Raw genomic sequence first — 18,661 nt, forward strand, 5'->3', positions numbered from 1 at the left:
GACGGCGGCCACTGACCACCGGGTCAGGACCACGAAAAGGGGATAACTTCCCGGACGCTCCCCAACGGTAGGGTCACGACCACTTGACCAGGTGTCCCATTCCCCGTACCGTCACGCTCCGTAGCGATCGACGGGAGAACCCCGAGCAGCACTGGGAGTGTCCGAATGCCCTCTGAATACGCCAAGTCGCTGGGCGCCCGCCTGCGCTCCATCCGCCAGCAGCAGGGTCTCTCCCTGCAGGGTGTGGAGGAAAAGTCGAACGGGCGGTGGAAGGCCGTGGTGGTCGGCTCGTACGAGCGCGGCGACCGGGCCGTGACGGTGTCCCGCCTGGCCGAGTTGGCCGAGTTCTACCGTGTCCCCGTCTCGGAGTTGCTGCCTGACGGCAGTGGCGTCCGGCACGAGCCCACCAGCAAGATCGTCCTGGACCTGGAGCGGCTCTACGACGAGGCCTCCGAGGACCTGGCCTACGTCGCGCGCTACGCCCGCGCCATCCAGCAGCAGCGTGGTGACTACAACGGCCGGGTGCTCTCCATCCGCGCCGACGACCTGCGGGCCCTCGCGATCGTGTACGACGCCTCACCGTCGGGCCTGATCGAGCGGCTCACCGAGCACGGCGTGCTGGTGGCCGACCCCCGGGCGTTCTTCGCCTCCTGAGCGACAGCTCCACCCGAAAGGGCCCGTGCCATCCGGCACGGGCCCTTTTCGATAGTGGTGCCGCTTCGATCAGCGGGTGGCGTACTCCGCGATCCGGCCGAGCACCCCGTTGAGGAAGCGCGGCGAATCGTCGGTGGACATCTGCCGGGCCAGCTCCACGGCCTCGCTGATCGCCACCGCGTCGTCGATCTCGTCGACGTAGAGCAACTCGTAGACGGCGATCCGGGCCAGATTCCGGTCGACGACCGGCATCCGGTCCAGCGTCCAACCCTCGGCGTAGCTGGCGATCAGCTCGTCGATCCGGTTGAGGTGTTCGGCGACACCCTCGACCAGGCTCACCGCGTAACCCAGGTGCTCCGGGCGGGGCTGCTCGATCCGCTGCACGTAGCCGGCGAGCACCTCCACCGGAGGCTTGTCCCGCAGGTCGGCCTCGTAGAGGACATCCAGCGCCCGCTTGCGCGCCTTGCGACGCGCCGGCATCTGCTGCTTGGAACCCTCAGCCATCAGGCGCGGCCGAGGTAACGGCCGTCGCGGGTGTCGACCTTGATCTTCTCGCCGGTGGTGATGAACAGCGGCACCTGCACGGTGGCGCCGGTCTCCACGGTCGCCGGCTTGTTGCCACCGGTGGAACGGTCGCCCTGCAGACCCGGCTCGGTGTAGGTGACCTCCAGCACGACGCTGGTGGGCAGCTCGATGTAGAGCGGCACACCCTCGTGCTGGGCGACGGTCGCCTCCGCCTCGGGCAGCAGGTAGTTGGCTGCCTCGCCGACGGTGCCACCGGGCACGGTGATCTGGTCGAAGGTCTCCAGATCCATGAAGACGAAGTCCTCGCCGTCGGCGTACAGGTATTGCATCGTGCGCTTGTCAACGGTCGCGGTCTCGACCTTGGTGCCCGCGTTGAAGGTCTTGTCGACCACCTTCCCGGACAGCACGTTCTTCAGCGTGGTGCGCACGAAGGCACCACCCTTACCGGGCTTGACGTGCTGGAACTCGACGACGGCCCAGAGCTCGCCGTCCAGGTTGAGTACCAGGCCGTTTTTGAGGTCGTTGGTGGAGGCCATTTCCTGCCTTGATCATCAATTGGCGGACAGACCCTGCGAGTCTACTGCCTGCGTCTAATCGGCCGGTCCCCGCTCGGGGCGGCCCCTCAGCGGGTGCTCAGGTGGTGCAGGGCGAGACGATATCCGTCGATGCCGAGGCCGCAGATCACCCCGGTCGCCACCGCTGACACCACCGAATGGTGCCGGAACTCCTCGCGGGCGTGGATGTTGGAGAGGTGCACCTCCACCAACGGCCCCCGCAGCATGGCGCAGGCGTCCCGCACGGCGTACGAGTAGTGCGACCAGGCGGCCGGGTTGAGCACCACGGCGGCGCCCTCGTCGGCGGCCGTGTGCAGCCAGCCGAGCAGTTCGTGCTCGGCGTCGGTCTGCCGGACCGTCACGTCCAGCCCCAGCTCCCGACCCGTGGCCTCGCAGAGCGCGACCAGGTCGGCGTAGGTGGTCGCGCCGTACACCTCGGGCTCGCGGGTGCCCAGCCGGCCCAGGTTCGGCCCGTTCAGGACGTAGACCTTCACGGGTTGGAGACCTCCTGGTAGGCGGCCTCCAGCAGGGCGTCGTCCGGGCCTTCCAACATCGCCGGGCGGGCCAGCCCGTCGAGCACCACGAACCGCAGCCGGTTGCCTCGGGCCTTCTTGTCCACCCGCATGGTCGCCAGCAGCCGCGGCCACGCGTCGGCCGGGTAGCTCACCGGCAGACCCAGCGCGGTCAGGGTGACCCGGTGCCGGTCGGCGGTCGGGGCGTCCAGCCGGCCGGCGAGCCGGGCCAGCGCCGCGGCGTACACCAGACCGACGGCGACGGCGTGGCCGTGCCGCCACCGGTAGCCCTCGTTCTGCTCGATCGCGTGGGCGAGGGTGTGACCGTAGTTGAGCACCTCCCGCACGCCCGACTCGCGCAGGTCACCGGCGACCACGTCGGCCTTGACCCGGATCGCCCGCTCGATCAGCTCCCGCGTCGCCGGCCCCCGCACATCGGTGGCCGCCGCCGGATCGCGCTCGACCAGGTCGAGGATCACCGGGTCGGCGATGAAGCCGCACTTGACCACCTCGGCGAGCCCGGCCGCGACGTCGACAACGGGCAGGCTGTCCAGGGTCGCCAGGTCGGCGAGCACCCCGACCGGCGGGTGGAACGAGCCCACCAGGTTCTTGCCGGCGGCAGTGTTGATGCCCGTCTTGCCGCCGACGGCGGCGTCGACCATGCCCAGCAGTGAAGTCGCCACCGGAACCCAGCGCACGCCGCGCAACCAGCAGGCCGCGACGAAGCCGGCCAGGTCGGTCACCGCACCGCCGCCCACCCCGACCACCGCGTCGGTACGGGTGAACCCGGCCTCTCCGAGCCGGTCCCAACAGGCGGCGGCGACGTCGATCTGCTTGCCCGACTCGGCGTCGGGCACCTCGATCGGCAGCGGCTCGACGCCGGCGGCGCGCAGCCGCTCGCCGACGGCGTCCGCGAGGGCCTTGAGCGGGGGCGCGTGCAGCACCGCCGCCCGACTCGCCCCGGGCAGCAGCCCGGGCAGCGCGCCCAGCAGGTCACGCCCCACCAACACGTCGTACGGCCGCTCGCCGCCGACCGGAATCCGGGTCACCTCGTCCATCGCCGGCAGCCTAGTCCAGCGGGCGGCGTGGCGACGGTGTCTGTCCACCTGCTGGCCGGGCGGCCCACTCCGCCAGTCGACGGGCGTGCGCGGCCACGGCGGTGCGCAGCTCCTCCGGCTGCCGCACGGTGAAGGGGCAGCCCAGACCGGAGAGCAGCGCGGCCATACCGGGCAGGCTCTCCGCCCGAGCCCGCAGCAGCACCCCGTCGGTGGTGGCGGTCAACTCGGCCACGCTGGGCGGGATGCGGCGACGGGCGGCGACCAGGTCGGTCTCCAGCAGTACCTCCACAACGTGCTGGTACGGCACACCAGCGAGGGACCGCGTCACCCAGGCGACCGCCTCGAAGCCGTCCGGCACGGTGAACGTGGCCTCACCCGGCGTGACGGCGCCGATGCGGTCCAGCCGGAACGTGCGGACCTCCCCGCGCCGATGGTCGTGGCCGGTGACATACCAACGGCCGGCGTGGAAGACCAGCCCGTACGGGTCGAGTTCCCGGTGCGAGCGCTCGCCGCGCCAGGAGCGGTAGTCCAGCGCCACCCGTTGCCGGTGTCGGGCCGCCGAGGCGAGCGTGAGCAGGGTGCCCGACGCCGGTCCGCGCTCCTGCTCCGGTCGACGCAGGGTGAAGCCCAGGTGTTCCTGCACGGCGGCGAGCCGGTCGGCGAGCGCCGCCGGCAGCACCCGGCGGATCTTCGCCAGGGCGGTGGCGGTGGCCGGCTGCTCGGTGGCGAGCCCGACCCGTTCGGCGACGACCAGGCCGAGCAGCACGGCCACCGCCTCGTCGTCGGTGAGCATGAGCGGCGGCAGTTTGTATCCGGAGCGCAGCCGGTAGCCGCCGTAGCGGCCCCGGTCGGCGGTGACGGGGATGCCCAGCTCGACCAGGGTGGCCGCGTACCGGCGCACGGTCCGCTCGTCGACGCCGAGCCGGCCGGCCAACTCGGCGGCGGTGGCGCGGTGCCGGGTCTGCAACACCTCGAGGAGAGCCAGCACCCGACCAGCCGGATGTGACACGGGCCACTCCTCCAAACCGGGCGGATTCTGTCCGCATTCGATCGTACGGTCTGTCGGTAACCGAGAGAAGGAGCGACAGATGGCGACGTTCGTGCTGGTTCCAGGGTTCTGGCTGGGTGCCTGGGCGTGGCGGGAGGTGACCGAGACGTTGCGGGCGCAGGGGCACGAGGTGTACCCGATGACCCTGACCGGGTTGGCCGAGCGGGACCACCTCGCCGGCCCGGAGGTCGGCCTGGAGACGCACACCGCCGACATCGTCCGGCTGATCGAGGTCGAGGATCTGCGCGACGTGCTGCTGGTCGGGCACTCCGGTGGCGGCATGCCGGTCGCGCAGGCGGCCGACCGCATCCCGGACCGGATCGCCCGGGTGGTCTACGTGGAGAGCGGACCACTGCCGGACGGCACCGCGCAGTTCGACACGGTGCCGCCGGAGGAGCAGGAACGGCTCCGGGCCGCGATCGGCGACGGTGACCTGCTGCCGCCGCCGGCCTGGGATCCGACCGCCGACCCGACCAACCTGGCCGGTCTGGACGAACCCACGCTGGCTCTCCTGCGCGCCCGGGCCACCCCCCAGCCGCTGCGCGCGGCCACCGACCCGGTCCGCCGCACCGGCGGTCGTCCGGTGCCGACCGCGCTGGTCGCCAGCACCTTCCCGCTCGCCGTGGTCCGGCAGATGATCGACGAGGGACACCCGTTCTTCACCGGCCTGGCCGACGGTCAGCTACACGAGCTGCCCACCGGGCACTGGCCGATGCTCAGCGAGCCGAAGGCCCTGGCCGACGTCCTCGACCTGATCACCCGCGGCTGAGGAAGCCGACCCCGAGCAAGCCCGCCCTGGTTGAGGCGGGGGCGGGCGTCAGCGGGGCAGCAGCGCGGCTACCTCGGCGACCACCGCTGCCGGGGTGCGGCCGTCGGTGGCCACCGTGTCGGTGGCCACCTCGGCGTAGAGCGGCCGACGCTGGTCCAGAAGGTGCTTGAGGGTCGCTCGCGGGTTGATCGCCAGCAGCGGGCGGCCCGCGCCGAGCCCGACCCGCTTCACCGCGTCCGGCAACTCGACCGAGAGGTGCACCACCCGGTGCCCGACCAGCGCGGCCCGGGTCTCCTCGGCCAACACCGCGCCGCCGCCGAGGGCGAGCACGCCCGTGCCGCCGGCCAGCGCCGCGGCCACCGCGGCCCGCTCCAGGGTACGGAAGTGAGCCTCACCCTCGTCGATGAAGATCTCCGGGATCGGCTTGCCGGCCATCTGCTCGATGTCGATGTCGGTGTCGCGGAACTCCACCGAGAGGGTGTCGGCCAGCGCCCGCCCGACGGTGGTCTTGCCGCAGCCGGGCGCGCCGACCAGCACGACGACCGGCGCCATCAGCGGATGACCAGCGCGTCGAGGTAACCGGCCAGGTTGCGGCGGATCTCGGCGATCGAGTCGCCGCCGAACTTCTCGGTGGCCGCCTCGGCGAGCACCAGCGCCACCATCGCCTCGGCGACGACCGCCGCGGCCGGCACCGCACAGACGTCGGAACGCTGGTTGATCGCGGTGGCCGGCTCACCGGTCGTCACGTCCACAGTGGAGAGGGCCCGGTTCAGCGACGAGATCGGCTTCATGGCCGCGCGGACCCGCAACGGCTCGCCGGTGGTGATGCCACCCTCCAGGCCACCCGCCCGGTCGGTGACCCGACGGACGCCGGTGGCGGACGGAATGATCTCGTCGTGCGCCTCCGAGCCACGGGACCGGGCCTGCTGCCAGCCGTCGCCGATCTCCACACCCTTGATCGCCTGGATCGACATCAGCGCGGTGGCCAGTCGGGCGTCGAGCTTGCGGTCCCACTGCACGTGGCTGCCCAACCCCGGCGGCACCCCGTACGCCAACACCTCGACCACACCGCCGAGGGTGTCGGCGGCCTTCTTCGCGGCGTCGACCTCGGCGACCATCAGGGCGCTGGCCTCCGGATCGAGGCAGCGCAGCGGGTCGGCGTCGATGCGGGCGGCGTCGGACGGGACCGGACGCAGACCGGGCTTCGCGGCCACCGGGCCCAGCTCGACGACGTGCGAGACGATCTCGACGCCGAGCGCCTGACGGATCAGCGCCTTGGCGACCGCGCCGACGGCGACCCGGGCGGCGGTCTCCCGGGCGCTGGCACGCTCCAGGATCGGCCGAGCGTCGGTGTGGCCGTACTTCTGCATGCCGGCGAGGTCCGCGTGACCCGGCCGGGGGCGGGTCAGCGGGGCGTTGCGGGCCTGCCGGGCCAGCTCGTCGGGGTCGACCGGGTCGGCCGCCATCACGGTCTGCCACTTCGGCCACTCGGAGTTGCCGACCCGGATGGCCACCGGGCTGCCCAGCGTCACGCCGTGCCGCAGGCCGCCGAGCAGCTCGACCTCGTCCCGCTCGAACGACATCCGGGCGCCGCGGCCATAGCCCAGCCGCCGGCGGGCCAGCTCGTCGGCGATCACGGAGGTGGTCACCTCGATGCCGGCCGGCACCCCCTCCAACATCGCGACGAGGGCGGGACCGTGCGATTCACCTGCAGTCAGCCAACGCAACACGGTGCTCAGTCTGTCACGCCCGGTCGCCGCCCCGCCGTGCCGCCCGGCGCGTCCCGCCCTGCGGACGCCGCCGCCCGGTCGGGCCGGGCGGCGGCAGCTCAGATCCCCCGGCCGCGCTTGTGCAGGGTGCGCACTACCGCGTCGGCCCGGACCACCCGGCCGGCGACGGCGAGAGCCAGGTAGGCGCGCGGTTCACGGGGATTGCTCCGCAGGGTGCGGCGCGCCCAGCGCAGCGCGCCCCTCCGGTCACCGGAGGCGGCCTGGGCGAACGCGATCTGCCCGGCGACGCGGGCCGCACCGGCCGGTTGGGTGGCGAACTCCGGGTAGCGCCGCAGCAGCCACTGCAGTGCCTCGGAGATGGTGTCCCAGCGCTGCGCGAAGTACGACCGCTTGTGCCAGCGGACCAAGACCGACGGCGTCCGCAGGTTGATCAACGGCGCGCTGCGCGCTGCCCGGAGCAGGAACTCGTAGTCCTCCGCGTAGCTGCCCGGGATCTCCTCGTCGACCAGACCGAACCCGTCGCGCAGCGCGGTGGCGCGGATCAGGAAGGTCGACGGGTGCAGCTCCGTCATCCGGTCGCGCAGCAGGTCGTCCAGGGTGATCCGCTCCTTGTCGAGCACCCGGTCGACGGTGCTGCCGTCGTAGCTGACCCGGATGCCGCAGCAGACGAACTCGGCCCGCGGGTCGGCGGCGAGGGCGTCGACCTGGGCAGCCAGTTTGCCGGGCAACCACTCGTCGTCGTCGTCGCAGAACGCGACCAGCTCGCCCTGGGCCGCGAGGGTGCCGCTGTTGCGCGCACCGGCCAACCCCTGGGTACGGACGTTGCGGATCACCCGCACCACCCGATCCGGGCCGCTTCCCAGCCCGGTCAGCGACTCGTCCGGCGCGGACTGGTCGAACACGACCACGACCTCGACCTGGCCCGGGTAGTCCTGGCCCAGGATCGCGCGCACCGCCGCCCGCAGCAGCTCGGGACGGTCCCGGGTGGGCACCACGACACTGACACTCGGCTGCGGGGTCATCGGGAGGTCTCCTTCGTGCCCGGACGCGGGCGGGTTCGGACCCGCCACCGGGACCGGCGCGGGGTCGAGCCGGCGACCAGGTCGTCGACGATCCGCCCGACCCGGGCCACCGCCGCCCGTCGCGCCTCGTGCGCCTCCGGGTCGGTGGCCACCGCGAAACGGGTCGGGTCGGCCAGCCCGGCGCTCAACGCGTCGTGCAGCGCCTCCCGGGTCTCGCAGAGCGCCACCAGCCCGGCCGCGCCGAGACGGCGGGCGAACAGGAGCTGGTGGTCGTCGACGTGCTCACCACGCGCCGGGTTGCGGGGCACCACGATGGGCAGGTGGCCGTGTCGGCGGGCCTCCAGGATGGTCGCCGGCCCACCGTGGCAGACCACCAGGTCGGCGTCGGCCATCGCCTGCTGGAGCGCGTCGTGACCGAGGAACGGCACCGTGCCGGGCAGCGGCGGCACTGCGGTGTGCCCGTGCTGCACGGTCAACCCGACCGGGTCGGTGACCTGCGCGTGCCACTGCGCCAGCCAGGCGACGAGCCGGTCGAAGGGGTGCTTGTCGGTGCCGACCGCGACCAACACCCGAACCAGGGAGGTCGACGTGCTGTCACGCTGGCGCGGCAGGCGGGCCGCGTCGACCGTCGGCTGCGACTGCGGACGCCGGGCGGTGCCCGTCTCGCCGGTCACAGCAGTGTCCCCACGACTGTCGCCTCGGGGTACTGCCGGCGCTGCTCGTCCCACTGCACGAGCATCGCGGACAGGAACGGGCGGCAGAGGCGGGCGGTCAGGGTCGGGGTGTCGATCCGGTCGTACACCTCGATGTAGACGGTCGGGATGCGCCACAACCGGGCCAGCACCACGAACGGGACCGCCACCCCGGCGCCGGTGGTGACCACCGCGGCGACCCGCCGCGCCCGCAGCACCCGCCAGGCCAGCAGCGCGTTGCGCAGCAGGTTCGGCACGTTGCGGGTGGTCGGGTGGTGCGCCGGCACCAGGTCCTCACCGTCGAGCAGGGACAGCGCCTCCGGGGTGTCGAAGGTGACCCAGCAGCGCCGCCACTGTTCGTACCAGGGCCGCAGGGCGAGTAGTTGGGCCAGGTGGCCGCCGCTGGATCCGACCAGCAGCAGCACCGGCGCCGTACCGTCATCGTTCTTCGTGTCCACGCGACTCCCCACAAGTTCGCTTGGAATTTCAGTTCACGCCACGCAGAAGCAGATCACACGTTCTCCGGTCCTTGAATAGCGCGACCGGACGAGATGTCGATCTCCACTTCGGGCCTCCGGGCGCACCGATCGCCCGAAGTCCATCGATCGTCATCACCACCTGCGAGTTTGTCGTCACTCTGCGACGCACCCCCGACGCCGCGATTCCCCCGGATCAGCCGCTATGTCGTTTCTCGATGACATCCAAGAGTGCGGGATGCAGCGCGGCGTTCCAGCCCGCTCCCGCGTCGGCCAGCCGCCAGGTGCGCAACCACATCTCCACCAGGTACGCGTCGGCGACCAGCCGCCGCCGCGCGACGTCGAGGCCGAGCCGCTCGCCGTGTCGGCCCAGGTGCCCGTCGACGGCCGCCGCCGCCGCCTCGGCCGACTCCCCCCGCAGCACCAACGCCCGCTGGAACGCGTCGTGCGCGAGGTCGAAGCCGACCGGCACGTCCGGGGCGCTGTGTTCCCAGTCCCAGGCGACCAACCGGCCGGCGTGCCAACCCAGATTCCACGGCACCCAGTCACCATGCCAGTGACCGAACTCCACACTGGTGTCGCCATGCCGGCGGGCCAGCGCGGAGACCGCGGCGACCGCCCGCGCACCGGCCGGTTCGACAGCGGCGGCCCGAGCGGCCAACCCGGTCAACCGGGCCAGGAAGGTCGACCCGGCCAACGGGCGGGGCGTACCCGCCGGGCCGCCACGCCGGGCGACCGCGAGCAGCGCCGCGATCCGCGGCGGGTCGTCCACCGGCACCCCGCGTACCGCCGGTGGCAACGGCTCGATCACCGCGACCACCTGGCCCGCCCACGCCGTCTCGCTGAGCAGCCTCGGCGGCGTCGGGTGGTCCGCGACGTCGGCGACACCGCCCAGCGCCCGCAGAGCCGCCGCCTCCGCGCTGACCAGGGCCCGGGTCGCGTCGTTCCAGCCGATCTTCGCGTAACCGCGCGGACAACCGTCGGCGGTGAAGAGTTGCAGGGTCGGCTTGCCGTTCGGGTCGGGCGGCCGGACCCCGCACGCGGCCAACAGCGGCCTGCCACCCAGGTCGGCGGCGAGCCGCTCGGTCAGCAGCACCTCCGCCGCCGACACCCCGGCGGGCACCGAGACCGTCAGCGTCGGAAACGGCGCGAGCCCCACTCCGCCGAACCGGGCCAGCCCACCCAGCACCGCCCGCACCGCGCGCACCTTCGGCGGCCGCAGCGCGTTGTACGCCAACAGCGACGCCGCCCCGGCCCGTGGCGCGCCCAACGGCACCAGGAACCGGGCCCGGGCCACCGACGGCACCACCGCGTACCGGGCCACCTCCTGGTGGCCGGCCGGCGGCGCACCGCCCACGGTCAGGCTGACCCGGTCGTCCGGGAACACCGCGCGGCTCACCCAGCCCAGACCGTCCACGCGGGAGCGCGGGTCGGCGTCCGGGCCCACCCGCGTCGTCACGCCGCCCGGTCCGCCCAGTCGAGGTCCAGCCCGAGCCGCTCCCGCAACGCGTCGTTGTACGGCCGGTAGTAGTCGGTCAACTCGGCACGCACCGCCGGCTCCAACGGCGCCGAACGCCTGTCGTTGTAGACCTTGAAGTTGGGCAGGTCGTACGCCGGCAGCCCGAGGAAGTCGAGGGTGCGCCGGTAGGTCGCGCGGGAGTCGCGGTAGAGGTCCTCGCTGGGCAGGAAGAGGATCTGATCCCGGTCAAAGCGCTCCAACCACGGCTCCAGGTGCTCCAGGTAGCGCCCCCGGGCCCGGTACGTGTACCAGTCGAACGCCTCGCTGAACGACTCCGGCTCGGCGATCAACCGCTCCCGCTCCCCCGCCGTACGCTCCGGCTCGGCGGCCAGCGCGGCGGCGAAGTCCAGCGGCTCGATGCCGTGGGTGCGACGTTCCTTCCAGTGCGAGTACGCCCGCTCCACCGGGTCCCGCAGCAGCACGATCACCTTCACCGTCGGCATCAGCGCGGAGACCCGCTGCGCGGCGAGCGGATGGAACATGTACAACGGGGCGGCCTCACCGACCCGAACCGGCCCGCCGTGCCGCTTGGCCAGGGCATCGCGCTGCCGCTCGGTCGGGAAGTGCGAGCGGTACCACGCCTCGCCGCGACCCCAGTGCTCCTCGAAGTAGTGCGCCGACTTGGTGTTCCACGCGGGAAACAGGCGGGGCACCAACGGGTGCTGGATGAGGTAGTTCCACAGGGAGGTGGTGCCACCCCGCTTGGTGCCGATGATCAGGAAATCCGGCAGCGGCCGGCGATCACTGGTGCGTACCCCGTAGTCGACAAGCGACTCCTTCACCCGGGTGGTCACCTGGGTCGGCACCAGTTGCTTCACCCGGTCACGGATGGACGCCACGACGGACCTCACCTGCCTCTCGTCGATGCCGGGGTGGACTCGGCGGCCGCAGCCGCCTGGCCCCCTCCACGGATCTGCCTCATGGTCCCCCGGATGCCGGCGCGCACCCGGGGCAACGTCAACATGCCGACGCAGCCGGCCAGCAGCACCGTCAGCGCCACCGCCAGGCCGGGCAGGCCACGCCCGCCCGCCACCACACCGACGGCGGCGGCCAGCCCCACACCGGCGACAGTGGCCGCGGCGGCCCGCACCATAGCGGCGTCGAACAGCGGCTCCCGGACCACCGACCGGGCGAAACCGGCCGCGGTGAGGTTCTCGGTGGCGATGCCGGCGGCCCAGGCCACCGCCGCGCCCGTGGCCCCGTAGCGGGGAATCAGCCACAGGCCCAGCGAGACGGTCACCGTCAACCCGGCCACCGTCGCCACCAGGTGCAGCCCGCTGCGTCCGCCCATCAACAGCAGGCTCTGCACGTTGCCCACCCCGGTGTTCACGAGCATCGCCAGCGCGAGCACCGTCATCGCCGGAACCCCCGCGGTGAACTCCGGCCCGAACAGGTGCAGGAAGGCCGACGCGAACACCGCGAGCAGCAGATACACCGGCCAGGACAGCACCAGCCCCCAGCTGGTCAACTGCCGGTGCACGGCCGCCGCCGCCGCCCGTTCACCGCGACCGAGCAGCCGGGACAGCTGCGGCGACACCGCCACCCGCAGCCCCTGCATGGCCAGTTGGCCGGCCAGCACGTACCGGCCGACCGCACCGAACACGCCGGCGTCCGCCGGCCCCGCCAGCACCGAGGTGAGCAGCACACCCACCCACATGCTGCCCGCGTCGATGGCCGCCGACGCGGCCCGGGGCAGCGCGAAGCGCCAGAACGTCGACCAGTCGGACCGAGTCGGCGCGAGCGCCGCGCCCCGGCCCAGCCCGAGCGGGCCGGCGACCAGGGTGAGGCAGACCAGCAGCGCCAACGCCGCCGGCACCAACCAGCCGGTCATGCCGGCGAGCAGGCCACCGCCGGCCAGCGCGGCGGCCCCGACCAGCACCGGGCGGGCGATCGGCAGCAGGAGGAACTGCACTCCGACGTACGCCCGGATGGGCCGTACGCAGCGCAGCGCGGCGAGCAACAGGGTCATCGCGACCACCACCGGCACCGCCGCGAACGTGACGGTGAGCAGCGCGTCGCCGCTCGCGCCCGAGCCGCGCAGCAGCCGGGGCGCGAGCGCGTCGGCGACCAGCACGCCGGCACCGGCGACCAGGAACCCGGCCAGCAACGGCGGGACCAGCGCCACCGGGAGCATCCGGGCCGCGTCCCCGCGCGCGCCGGCGGTGCGGCGGGGCAACGCCCACATCAGACCCGTCTCCGCGCCGAGCGTGCAGACCGCGGTGGCCACCGTGACCACCCCGATCGCGGCGAAGAACGCGCCCGCGCCGGTCGTGCCGTACCCCCGGGTGATGACCACGGCCAGCACGAACCCGAACAGCCCGCTGGTGGCCGCGCCGAGCAGCCCGGCGACACCGCTGCGCGCACTGCGGCGGGTCTCCGCCGAACCCGCGTCGGCGACCGGCTCGTCCGGGACGGCCGGGGGTCGGGTGGCGGCGGTCACGCGGGCACCGCCGCGTCCAGCCGGGCCGGTGGTCGCGGCTCGGATATCCGGGTCAGCCGTTCCCGTTCGCTGAGCGCCATCGCGAAGGCGACCGCGAAGAACGCGACAGCGAGGTTCTGGTTCGCCATGCCGTAGAACGGGATCTGCACCAGGCAGACCACCGGCACCACCGCCAACCACTGCCCGGCCGCCGAGGTCGCCCGCGCGCAGATCACCGCCGCGGCGACGAACCAGGCCAGGAAACAGACGAGCGCGGGTACGCCGTGACTGAACAGCACCATCCACAGCTGACCCTGGGTGCCGATCGGAGCGGCCGCCGACACCGTGTCGACGTTCACCGGCGCGCCGTAGCCCAACCACGGCGACTCCTGCACGCGGCGGATCACCTCGGTGTAGAGCGAGAGCCGGTCGGTGTTGGTGTCACTGGAGTCGACCCGCTGGCTGATCAGGTCGGTGATCGGGATGAACAGCGTCGCCAACGCGCCGATCACCACGACCCCGACGATGGACGCGGCGACCCGGACGTTGCCGCGCAGGCTGGCCCGCACCCCGAGCACCGCCAACCCGGCGCCGAGGCTGAGGAACATCGCCCGGTTGAGGGTGAGGAACGCCGGCGCGAGCGACAGCGGCAGCGACGCCAGCAACGCCCAGCGCAGCACTCCCTGCCGGCGCAGCATCGCGTACGCCACCACGCAGGGCAGGGTCATGGCGTACGCGCTGCCGTAGTTGTTGGTGTAGGCGAACGGCGCGGCCGGCCGGTAGATCGGGTTCAGCGATCGGGCGCTGTATTCGGCTGTGGTCAGGTGCACCATGTCCTGGATGAACGGGGTGCCGGCCACCCCGCCGGGTAGCAGCACCTCCATCGGGGTGGTCATCGCCAGTCGGGGCACCAGCACCCCGAGCCACCCCAGCGCCACCAACCCGAACCAGAAGGCACAGAGCGGGGTGAGCACCGCCACCAGGCCGGCCCGTTCCCGGGCGGCGGCGTAGACGTACACGCCGACCACCAGAGCGGTCAGGTAGAAGGCCAGGCGCAGGGCGAACGTCAGCAGCGACGCGGGCGACGAGAGCTGGGTGGCGCTGACCAGCACGATGGCGAGGAAGAGCAGCCAGATACCCGCCGCCGGGGGCAGCGGCACCCGCCCACGGGTGAGCAGCAACGCCAGCAGCAACGCGCCCAGCAGGGGCCACCCGAGGTAGAACGCTCCGAGCAACCACCAGAGCGGCACCAGGCCGAACATCAGCGACAGTGGCCAGAGCGGCAGCCGGGGCGGGGCGGGCCGGGGCGACGGCGCGACGGCGGCCGGATCGCCTCCGGGCGGCGGCTCGGTCGCCGGGGCGCGGGTGACCGACACGCTCAGGCCCGGCCGTTGCGGGTGAGCACGAAGCCCAGCGGTGTGACGCCCGCGGCACGCAGCCGCTCCACCAGGCGACGCAGGTCGCTCTGCCGGGTGCGGTCCCGTTCCACGACCACCACCGCGCTGCCCTGCCGGGCGACCGCGACGCCGCGCTCGTCGGATTCCGCCGGTGGGGCGTTGAACAGCACCAGGCCGTGGTCCGCGCCCTGCCGCCAGGTGCCGAACCGGACGCTGCCCACGCCCACCGCCACCTCGTCCGGGTCGGTGACCCGACCGTTCTCCGGGCGGGCCGACGCCACCCGGGGCAGCGTCAGGGTGGCGTCCGGGTCGGTGGACGGGCGGGCGCCGGGCGGGTGCGGGGAGGGCCGGCGGGTGGCCGTGCCGTCGGTGCCACCAGCGGCGGTCGAGGTGCTGCCGGCCGGACGGGGCTTGGGCACCAGCGGTCGCGACGGGTCGACGGGCAGCCGCCCCCGGTCGGCGAGCACAGTGGTGCGCAGCCGCTCGACGCGCCCGTTGTCGTCGGCGACGAAGACTTCCCGACCGTCGGCGGCGAGCGCCACCGCGAGCCCGGCGGTCAGCGCGGTGGCGTCCTCCCGGGCGGTCACCAACGCCACCCGGGCAGGTTGGCGGACTCGCTCGGCGACCGCCATCGCCACGTACCGGATGTCGGCGTCGACCGCCCGTGGGCTGCCGCGCAGCGGCGGCCGGCGCACCGTGCCGAGCAGCGGCAGCCCGGTGGCGTCGCGGCCGTCCGCGACCGAGCGAACCCGCCGGTCGGTGGACTCCCAGGCGTACGCGAGCACGATGCCGATCAGCGCGCCACCGAGCAGGCCGGCGACCAGGTAGAGCGGTCGGTGCCCGGCGGAGGTGACCAGCGCCTTCTCCGCGGTCTGGGTGACCCAACCGGGGTTGACGTCGACCGCGGCGATCTCGGTGCGGGCGGCGTTGAGTTGGGTGAGCTGGTTGTTGATTCCGGCCAGCTCGGCCACCAGCGCGTCGGCGGCGGCGGTGTCCTTGGTGGTGCCCGCCCGCTTCTGGAGCGCGGCCTGCTGGGCGACGACCTTGGTGATGCTGGCGTCGTAGGACCGCAGCATCTCGGCGCGCTGCTGCTCGTACATGGTGCGTCGCACGTCCAGGTAGGCCTGGGCGGCCATGTTGGCGCTCTGCACCGCCCGCTGCGCGTCACCGGCCTGGTAGGTGAAGCGGAGGATCTGCCCGCCGGTGGGCACCTCGACCTCCAGCGCGTTGCGGATGTCGCGCGGGTCACCGCCGGCGGAGTTGGCGAGCCGCTGCACCACCTCGGTGCCGGTGGCGATGCCGCTCTCCACGTTCATGTTGACCGCACGGTCGGCACCCGCGCCGCTGGGGGTGAACGCGTCGGTCACCACCGGCCGGACCGCCACCACGGCGCTCGCGCTCATCGCCGCGGGCACGAGCAGCACGTAGCCGAGCGCGGCGAGCAGACCGACCATCGCCACCGCCGCCACCAGCCGTAACCGGTGCAGCGGCACCCGCAGCAGGTCGGTCAGTGTCACGGTGCCCGGGGTCGCGGAGGATGGGCTGTCCGTGGACCAGGGGCCGGGCGTCGCATCAGTCATGGAACTTCTTCACCGTCTGTTGAGGATTGCCGACGACCACGACACCGGGTGGCACGTCCGTGCGGACCACGGTGGCCGCGCCCACGACGCTGTCCCGACCGACCCGCACGCCCTTCATCACCAGTGCGTGCGCGCCGACCCACACGTTGTCCTCCAGGACGATCGGCGCGCGGGTGGCCGGGCCGGGCGGTTCGTGCCGCTGGGCGGGCGGCAGGTTGTGGAAGTCGTTGTCGAGCAGCTCGCAGTCGGACAGAAGGCAGCGGTCGCCCACCGTCACCGACGTCCAGGTGCCGATCCAGGTCGCGTTGAGCAGGCAGTCGGCCCCGACGCGTACCTCGCCGGGGCCCGCGAAGCGGACGAGCTTGTTCAATCGGGTGCGGTCACCGATGGTCACCCGCACACCGCGGCGCAGCCGGATCCGACCACGGATCTCCACGTCCCGCCCGAGCGTCAACCGGCGATAGCGGAGCCGGTACCAGCCGCGTTTGACCGCGAAGATCAGACGCACCGCGCGTCTCTTACGGATGCCTGCGGCGCCGAGCAACGACCCTCCCCACATCGCGGGGCCGGCGGCGGTGGGGTACCCGCCGCCGGCCCAACGTGAACAATCTACCGATGCTTGATTACGAACGGTTGACCGTTACTGTACGGAGAAGAATGTCGATGGGGTAGACCAGGACAACTCGGGCGTCGCCGTGGTGATGACAGTCGCCGCCGCACCGTTGACCGCCGCCGTCGGCGCGGCCGTCGGGTCGAACGGCACGCTCCGCAGGGCACCGTCAGTGGCACCGTAGACGATCTGGCCGCCCACCCACGCCATGCCACGCACCGTGGACCAGGTCACTCCCGTCGTCGGCAGTGTGAACTCGGTGGCACCGAGGTAGTTGCCGTCGATCTCGAAGTAGCGGTAGTAGAGGTTGTTGGCCCCGGTACGGGTGTAGTAGAGCCGGCCGTCGAGGTAGAACGCGCCGGTCAGCAACGCCGGGTTGTACCAGTCGTTGTAGCCGGACGCCTCCCACGGAGAGCCGATCGCTCCGCCGTTGAACAGCGACACGTCGATCCGGCTGCCGGTCGGGGTGCCGGCCACCGTGTGCGACCAGTAGATCCGGTCGTCCACCCGCCAGGTCGCGCCGGCCGACGTGTACGCGGGCTGGCTGACCGTGACCGGCGCGCCCAGCGCGGCACCGTCGAACGGCACCTTGGCGAGGGTGCCCGGAGCGGTGTTCAGGTAGAGGTTGCCGGTGGTGGCGGCGGGCGGGTTCTTCGGAGTGAAGGTACGGCCGCCGGCGAGCGGGAACATGCCGAGGCGGCCGTGGTACTCCTCGCCCATGCCGTCGGAGTTGTGCCCGAAGTAGAGGCCGTCCGACCCACGCCAGAGCACCGGCACCGAGGAGCCCCAGCTGCTGGTGCCCGACGGCATCGAGGCGCTGCCGCTGCGCCGCGGATTCCAGTTGACCGGCATGCCGGTCGCGGGGGTGACGGCGGCGATGCCGAGCCGGTCGATCGCGCCCGCGCCCGCGTTGTCGCTGGCGTTCGGGTTGTTGAGCCACCGGAAGTGCCCACCCAGGTAGATCACGTTGTCCGCGACCTCGACCGAGGTGATGGTGTCGTTGCCGGTGAAGTCGACCCAGGTGGCGATCTGGCCGCTGCCCCGCGCGGCGGTCTCGAAGCGCACCAGGGCGTCGCAGTACGCGGACGGCCAGCCGCCGCCGCCGTTCGTGCCGACCACGAACCACGTGCCGTCGCCGCCGAACTTCACGTCCTGCACGTAGTGCACGAAGGTCGTCGGCGACGCGCACGGCGCGACGAACTTCTCGCTGCTCCAGTCGATCAGCGTGGGCGTCGCGGAGACGTCCACCAGGGCGATCTGGTTGCGGGCCAGGCCGTTGACGAGGGTGAAGTTGCCGCCGACGACAAGCGTGTTGCCGTCCGGCGTGACGTCGATGGTCCAGACGTACGACGTGGTGCCGTGCCGCCCGACGGTCGCGTCGATGACGAAGCTCGGGTCGATCGCGCCGGTCGTCGCGTTGAGCCGGCCGAGACCGACGTGCGCGGTGCCGTTGAGCCAGTTGAACGCCCCGGCCACGTACAACCAGTTGCCGTGCAGGGTCACGTCGCGGATCGTGCCGCCGTCGGAGCGCCCGACCCAGCTGTCGATGATCGCGCCGGTCGACGGGTCGAGCGCGACCAGGTTCTTCCGCGAGACGCCGTTGACGTTCTTGAAGGCGCCGCCGACGATCAGCGTGCCGCCGGGGCCGGCGACGAGCGTGTTGACCGCACCGTCGAGCACCGGCAGGAAGGTGGTGGACATCGTCCCGGTGGTCCGGTCGTACGCGAAGAGGTAGCGCTGGGTGACCCACGGGGAGGCTGCGGTCTGCCGGAGCTGGGTGAAGCTCCCACCGACGAAGACCGTGTTGCCCACCTGCGCGAACGCACGGGTTTCACCGTCGCGGGCATGCGGAGTCGCGTCGGCGGGGTTCGCCGACACCAGGGTCGCCGTCTCCGGGACCGGTACGACCGCAGCCGACGAGGTGGTGGGGACGCCCAGGACCGCGGCGACGATCGCCAACGCGACCACCCCCGCCCGAGCACGACGTCGTTTTGCGAAACGCCACAAGTGCGAGAGTTTGGGCACGCTGCGCCTCCAGATTGGATGAGAACCCGAGGTAGCGTGCCTCGCCCAGCCTGGTTAACAAAATCCGCCGA

Annotated in this window: 19 protein-coding genes; 2 read left to right on the top strand and 17 right to left on the bottom strand. The window is 72.7% G+C overall.

Annotation, left to right across the window (positions count from 1 at the left end):
- Positions 1-165 precede the first annotated feature (165 nt).
- A complete protein-coding gene (gene bldD, locus O3438_RS11015; RefSeq protein WP_007458348.1) occupies positions 166-654 on the top strand; it encodes a transcriptional regulator BldD in 489 nt (162 codons plus the stop codon).
- Between the two features lie 69 nt (positions 655-723).
- Here bldD and nusB read toward each other — a convergent pair whose 3' ends face one another.
- From nusB to O3438_RS11040, 5 genes are all read right to left on the bottom strand, one after another.
- Positions 724-1,134: a transcription antitermination factor NusB gene (gene nusB, locus O3438_RS11020; protein ID WP_269683617.1), complete on the bottom strand. Its 411-nt coding sequence runs from the start codon at positions 1,132-1,134 to the stop codon at positions 724-726.
- A gap of 23 nt (positions 1,135-1,157) precedes the next feature.
- Positions 1,158-1,715, bottom strand: a complete 558-nt coding sequence (efp, locus tag O3438_RS11025; protein WP_088990319.1) for an elongation factor P — start codon at positions 1,713-1,715, stop codon at positions 1,158-1,160.
- A gap of 86 nt (positions 1,716-1,801) precedes the next feature.
- On the bottom strand, positions 1,802-2,227 hold the full coding sequence (gene aroQ, locus O3438_RS11030; protein ID WP_269679877.1) for a type II 3-dehydroquinate dehydratase: 426 nt from the start codon (positions 2,225-2,227) through the stop codon (positions 1,802-1,804).
- On the bottom strand, positions 2,224-3,303 hold the full coding sequence (gene aroB, locus O3438_RS11035) for a 3-dehydroquinate synthase (protein ID WP_269679878.1): 1,080 nt from the start codon (positions 3,301-3,303) through the stop codon (positions 2,224-2,226). The genes aroQ and aroB overlap by 4 nt, the downstream gene beginning before the upstream one ends.
- Positions 3,304-3,313: 10 nt before the next feature.
- Entirely contained in the window at positions 3,314-4,312 is a 999-nt protein-coding gene (locus O3438_RS11040; protein WP_269679879.1) for a helix-turn-helix transcriptional regulator, read from the bottom strand.
- A gap of 79 nt (positions 4,313-4,391) precedes the next feature.
- Here O3438_RS11040 and O3438_RS11045 point away from each other — a divergent pair, with 79 nt between their 5' ends.
- Positions 4,392-5,120: an alpha/beta fold hydrolase gene (locus O3438_RS11045; protein WP_269679880.1), complete on the top strand. Its 729-nt coding sequence runs from the start codon at positions 4,392-4,394 to the stop codon at positions 5,118-5,120.
- 48 nt (positions 5,121-5,168) lie between these two features.
- Here O3438_RS11045 and O3438_RS11050 read toward each other — a convergent pair whose 3' ends face one another.
- From O3438_RS11050 to O3438_RS11105, 12 genes are all read right to left on the bottom strand, one after another.
- Positions 5,169-5,672, bottom strand: coding sequence for a shikimate kinase (locus O3438_RS11050; protein ID WP_269679881.1), 504 nt, complete (start codon positions 5,670-5,672; stop codon positions 5,169-5,171).
- Positions 5,672-6,850 carry a chorismate synthase gene (gene aroC, locus O3438_RS11055; RefSeq protein WP_269679882.1) on the bottom strand — a complete coding sequence of 393 codons (1,179 nt, stop codon included), beginning with the start codon at positions 6,848-6,850 and terminating at the stop codon, positions 5,672-5,674. The genes O3438_RS11050 and aroC overlap by 1 nt, the downstream gene beginning before the upstream one ends.
- 98 nt (positions 6,851-6,948) lie before the next feature.
- On the bottom strand, positions 6,949-7,872 hold the full coding sequence (locus tag O3438_RS11060; protein ID WP_269679883.1) for a glycosyltransferase family 2 protein: 924 nt from the start codon (positions 7,870-7,872) through the stop codon (positions 6,949-6,951).
- Positions 7,869-8,546: a glycosyltransferase gene (locus O3438_RS11065; protein WP_269679884.1), complete on the bottom strand. Its 678-nt coding sequence runs from the start codon at positions 8,544-8,546 to the stop codon at positions 7,869-7,871. The genes O3438_RS11060 and O3438_RS11065 overlap by 4 nt, the downstream gene beginning before the upstream one ends.
- Positions 8,543-9,022, bottom strand: a complete 480-nt coding sequence (locus O3438_RS11070) for a UDP-N-acetylglucosamine--LPS N-acetylglucosamine transferase (protein WP_088990327.1) — start codon at positions 9,020-9,022, stop codon at positions 8,543-8,545. Before O3438_RS11070 ends, O3438_RS11065 begins: the two co-directional genes overlap by 4 nt.
- 214 nt (positions 9,023-9,236) lie before the next feature.
- Positions 9,237-10,499: a hypothetical protein gene (locus tag O3438_RS11075; protein WP_269679885.1), complete on the bottom strand. Its 1,263-nt coding sequence runs from the start codon at positions 10,497-10,499 to the stop codon at positions 9,237-9,239.
- Positions 10,496-11,398, bottom strand: a complete 903-nt coding sequence (locus O3438_RS11080) for a sulfotransferase domain-containing protein (protein ID WP_269683618.1) — start codon at positions 11,396-11,398, stop codon at positions 10,496-10,498. Before O3438_RS11080 ends, O3438_RS11075 begins: the two co-directional genes overlap by 4 nt.
- Positions 11,399-11,406: 8 nt before the next feature.
- Positions 11,407-12,999 carry a lipopolysaccharide biosynthesis protein gene (locus tag O3438_RS11085; RefSeq protein WP_269679886.1) on the bottom strand — a complete coding sequence of 531 codons (1,593 nt, stop codon included), beginning with the start codon at positions 12,997-12,999 and terminating at the stop codon, positions 11,407-11,409.
- Entirely contained in the window at positions 12,996-14,354 is a 1,359-nt protein-coding gene (locus O3438_RS11090) for an O-antigen ligase family protein (RefSeq protein WP_269679887.1), read from the bottom strand. Before O3438_RS11090 ends, O3438_RS11085 begins: the two co-directional genes overlap by 4 nt.
- A gap of 2 nt (positions 14,355-14,356) precedes the next feature.
- Positions 14,357-15,955, bottom strand: coding sequence for a lipopolysaccharide biosynthesis protein (locus O3438_RS11095; protein ID WP_269679888.1), 1,599 nt, complete (start codon positions 15,953-15,955; stop codon positions 14,357-14,359).
- Positions 15,948-16,514 carry a DapH/DapD/GlmU-related protein gene (locus O3438_RS11100; RefSeq protein ID WP_269679889.1) on the bottom strand — a complete coding sequence of 189 codons (567 nt, stop codon included), beginning with the start codon at positions 16,512-16,514 and terminating at the stop codon, positions 15,948-15,950. Before O3438_RS11100 ends, O3438_RS11095 begins: the two co-directional genes overlap by 8 nt.
- A gap of 81 nt (positions 16,515-16,595) precedes the next feature.
- The gene (locus O3438_RS11105) at positions 16,596-18,572 is read right to left on the bottom strand and encodes a hypothetical protein (protein WP_442929591.1); all 1,977 of its coding nucleotides are present in this window, start codon (positions 18,570-18,572) and stop codon (positions 16,596-16,598) included.
- Between the last annotated feature and the right edge of the window lie 89 nt (positions 18,573-18,661).

The sequence above is a fragment of the Micromonospora sp. WMMC250 genome (genome assembly GCF_027460215.1).
GTDB lineage: Bacteria > Actinomycetota > Actinomycetes > Mycobacteriales > Micromonosporaceae > Micromonospora > Micromonospora taraxaci.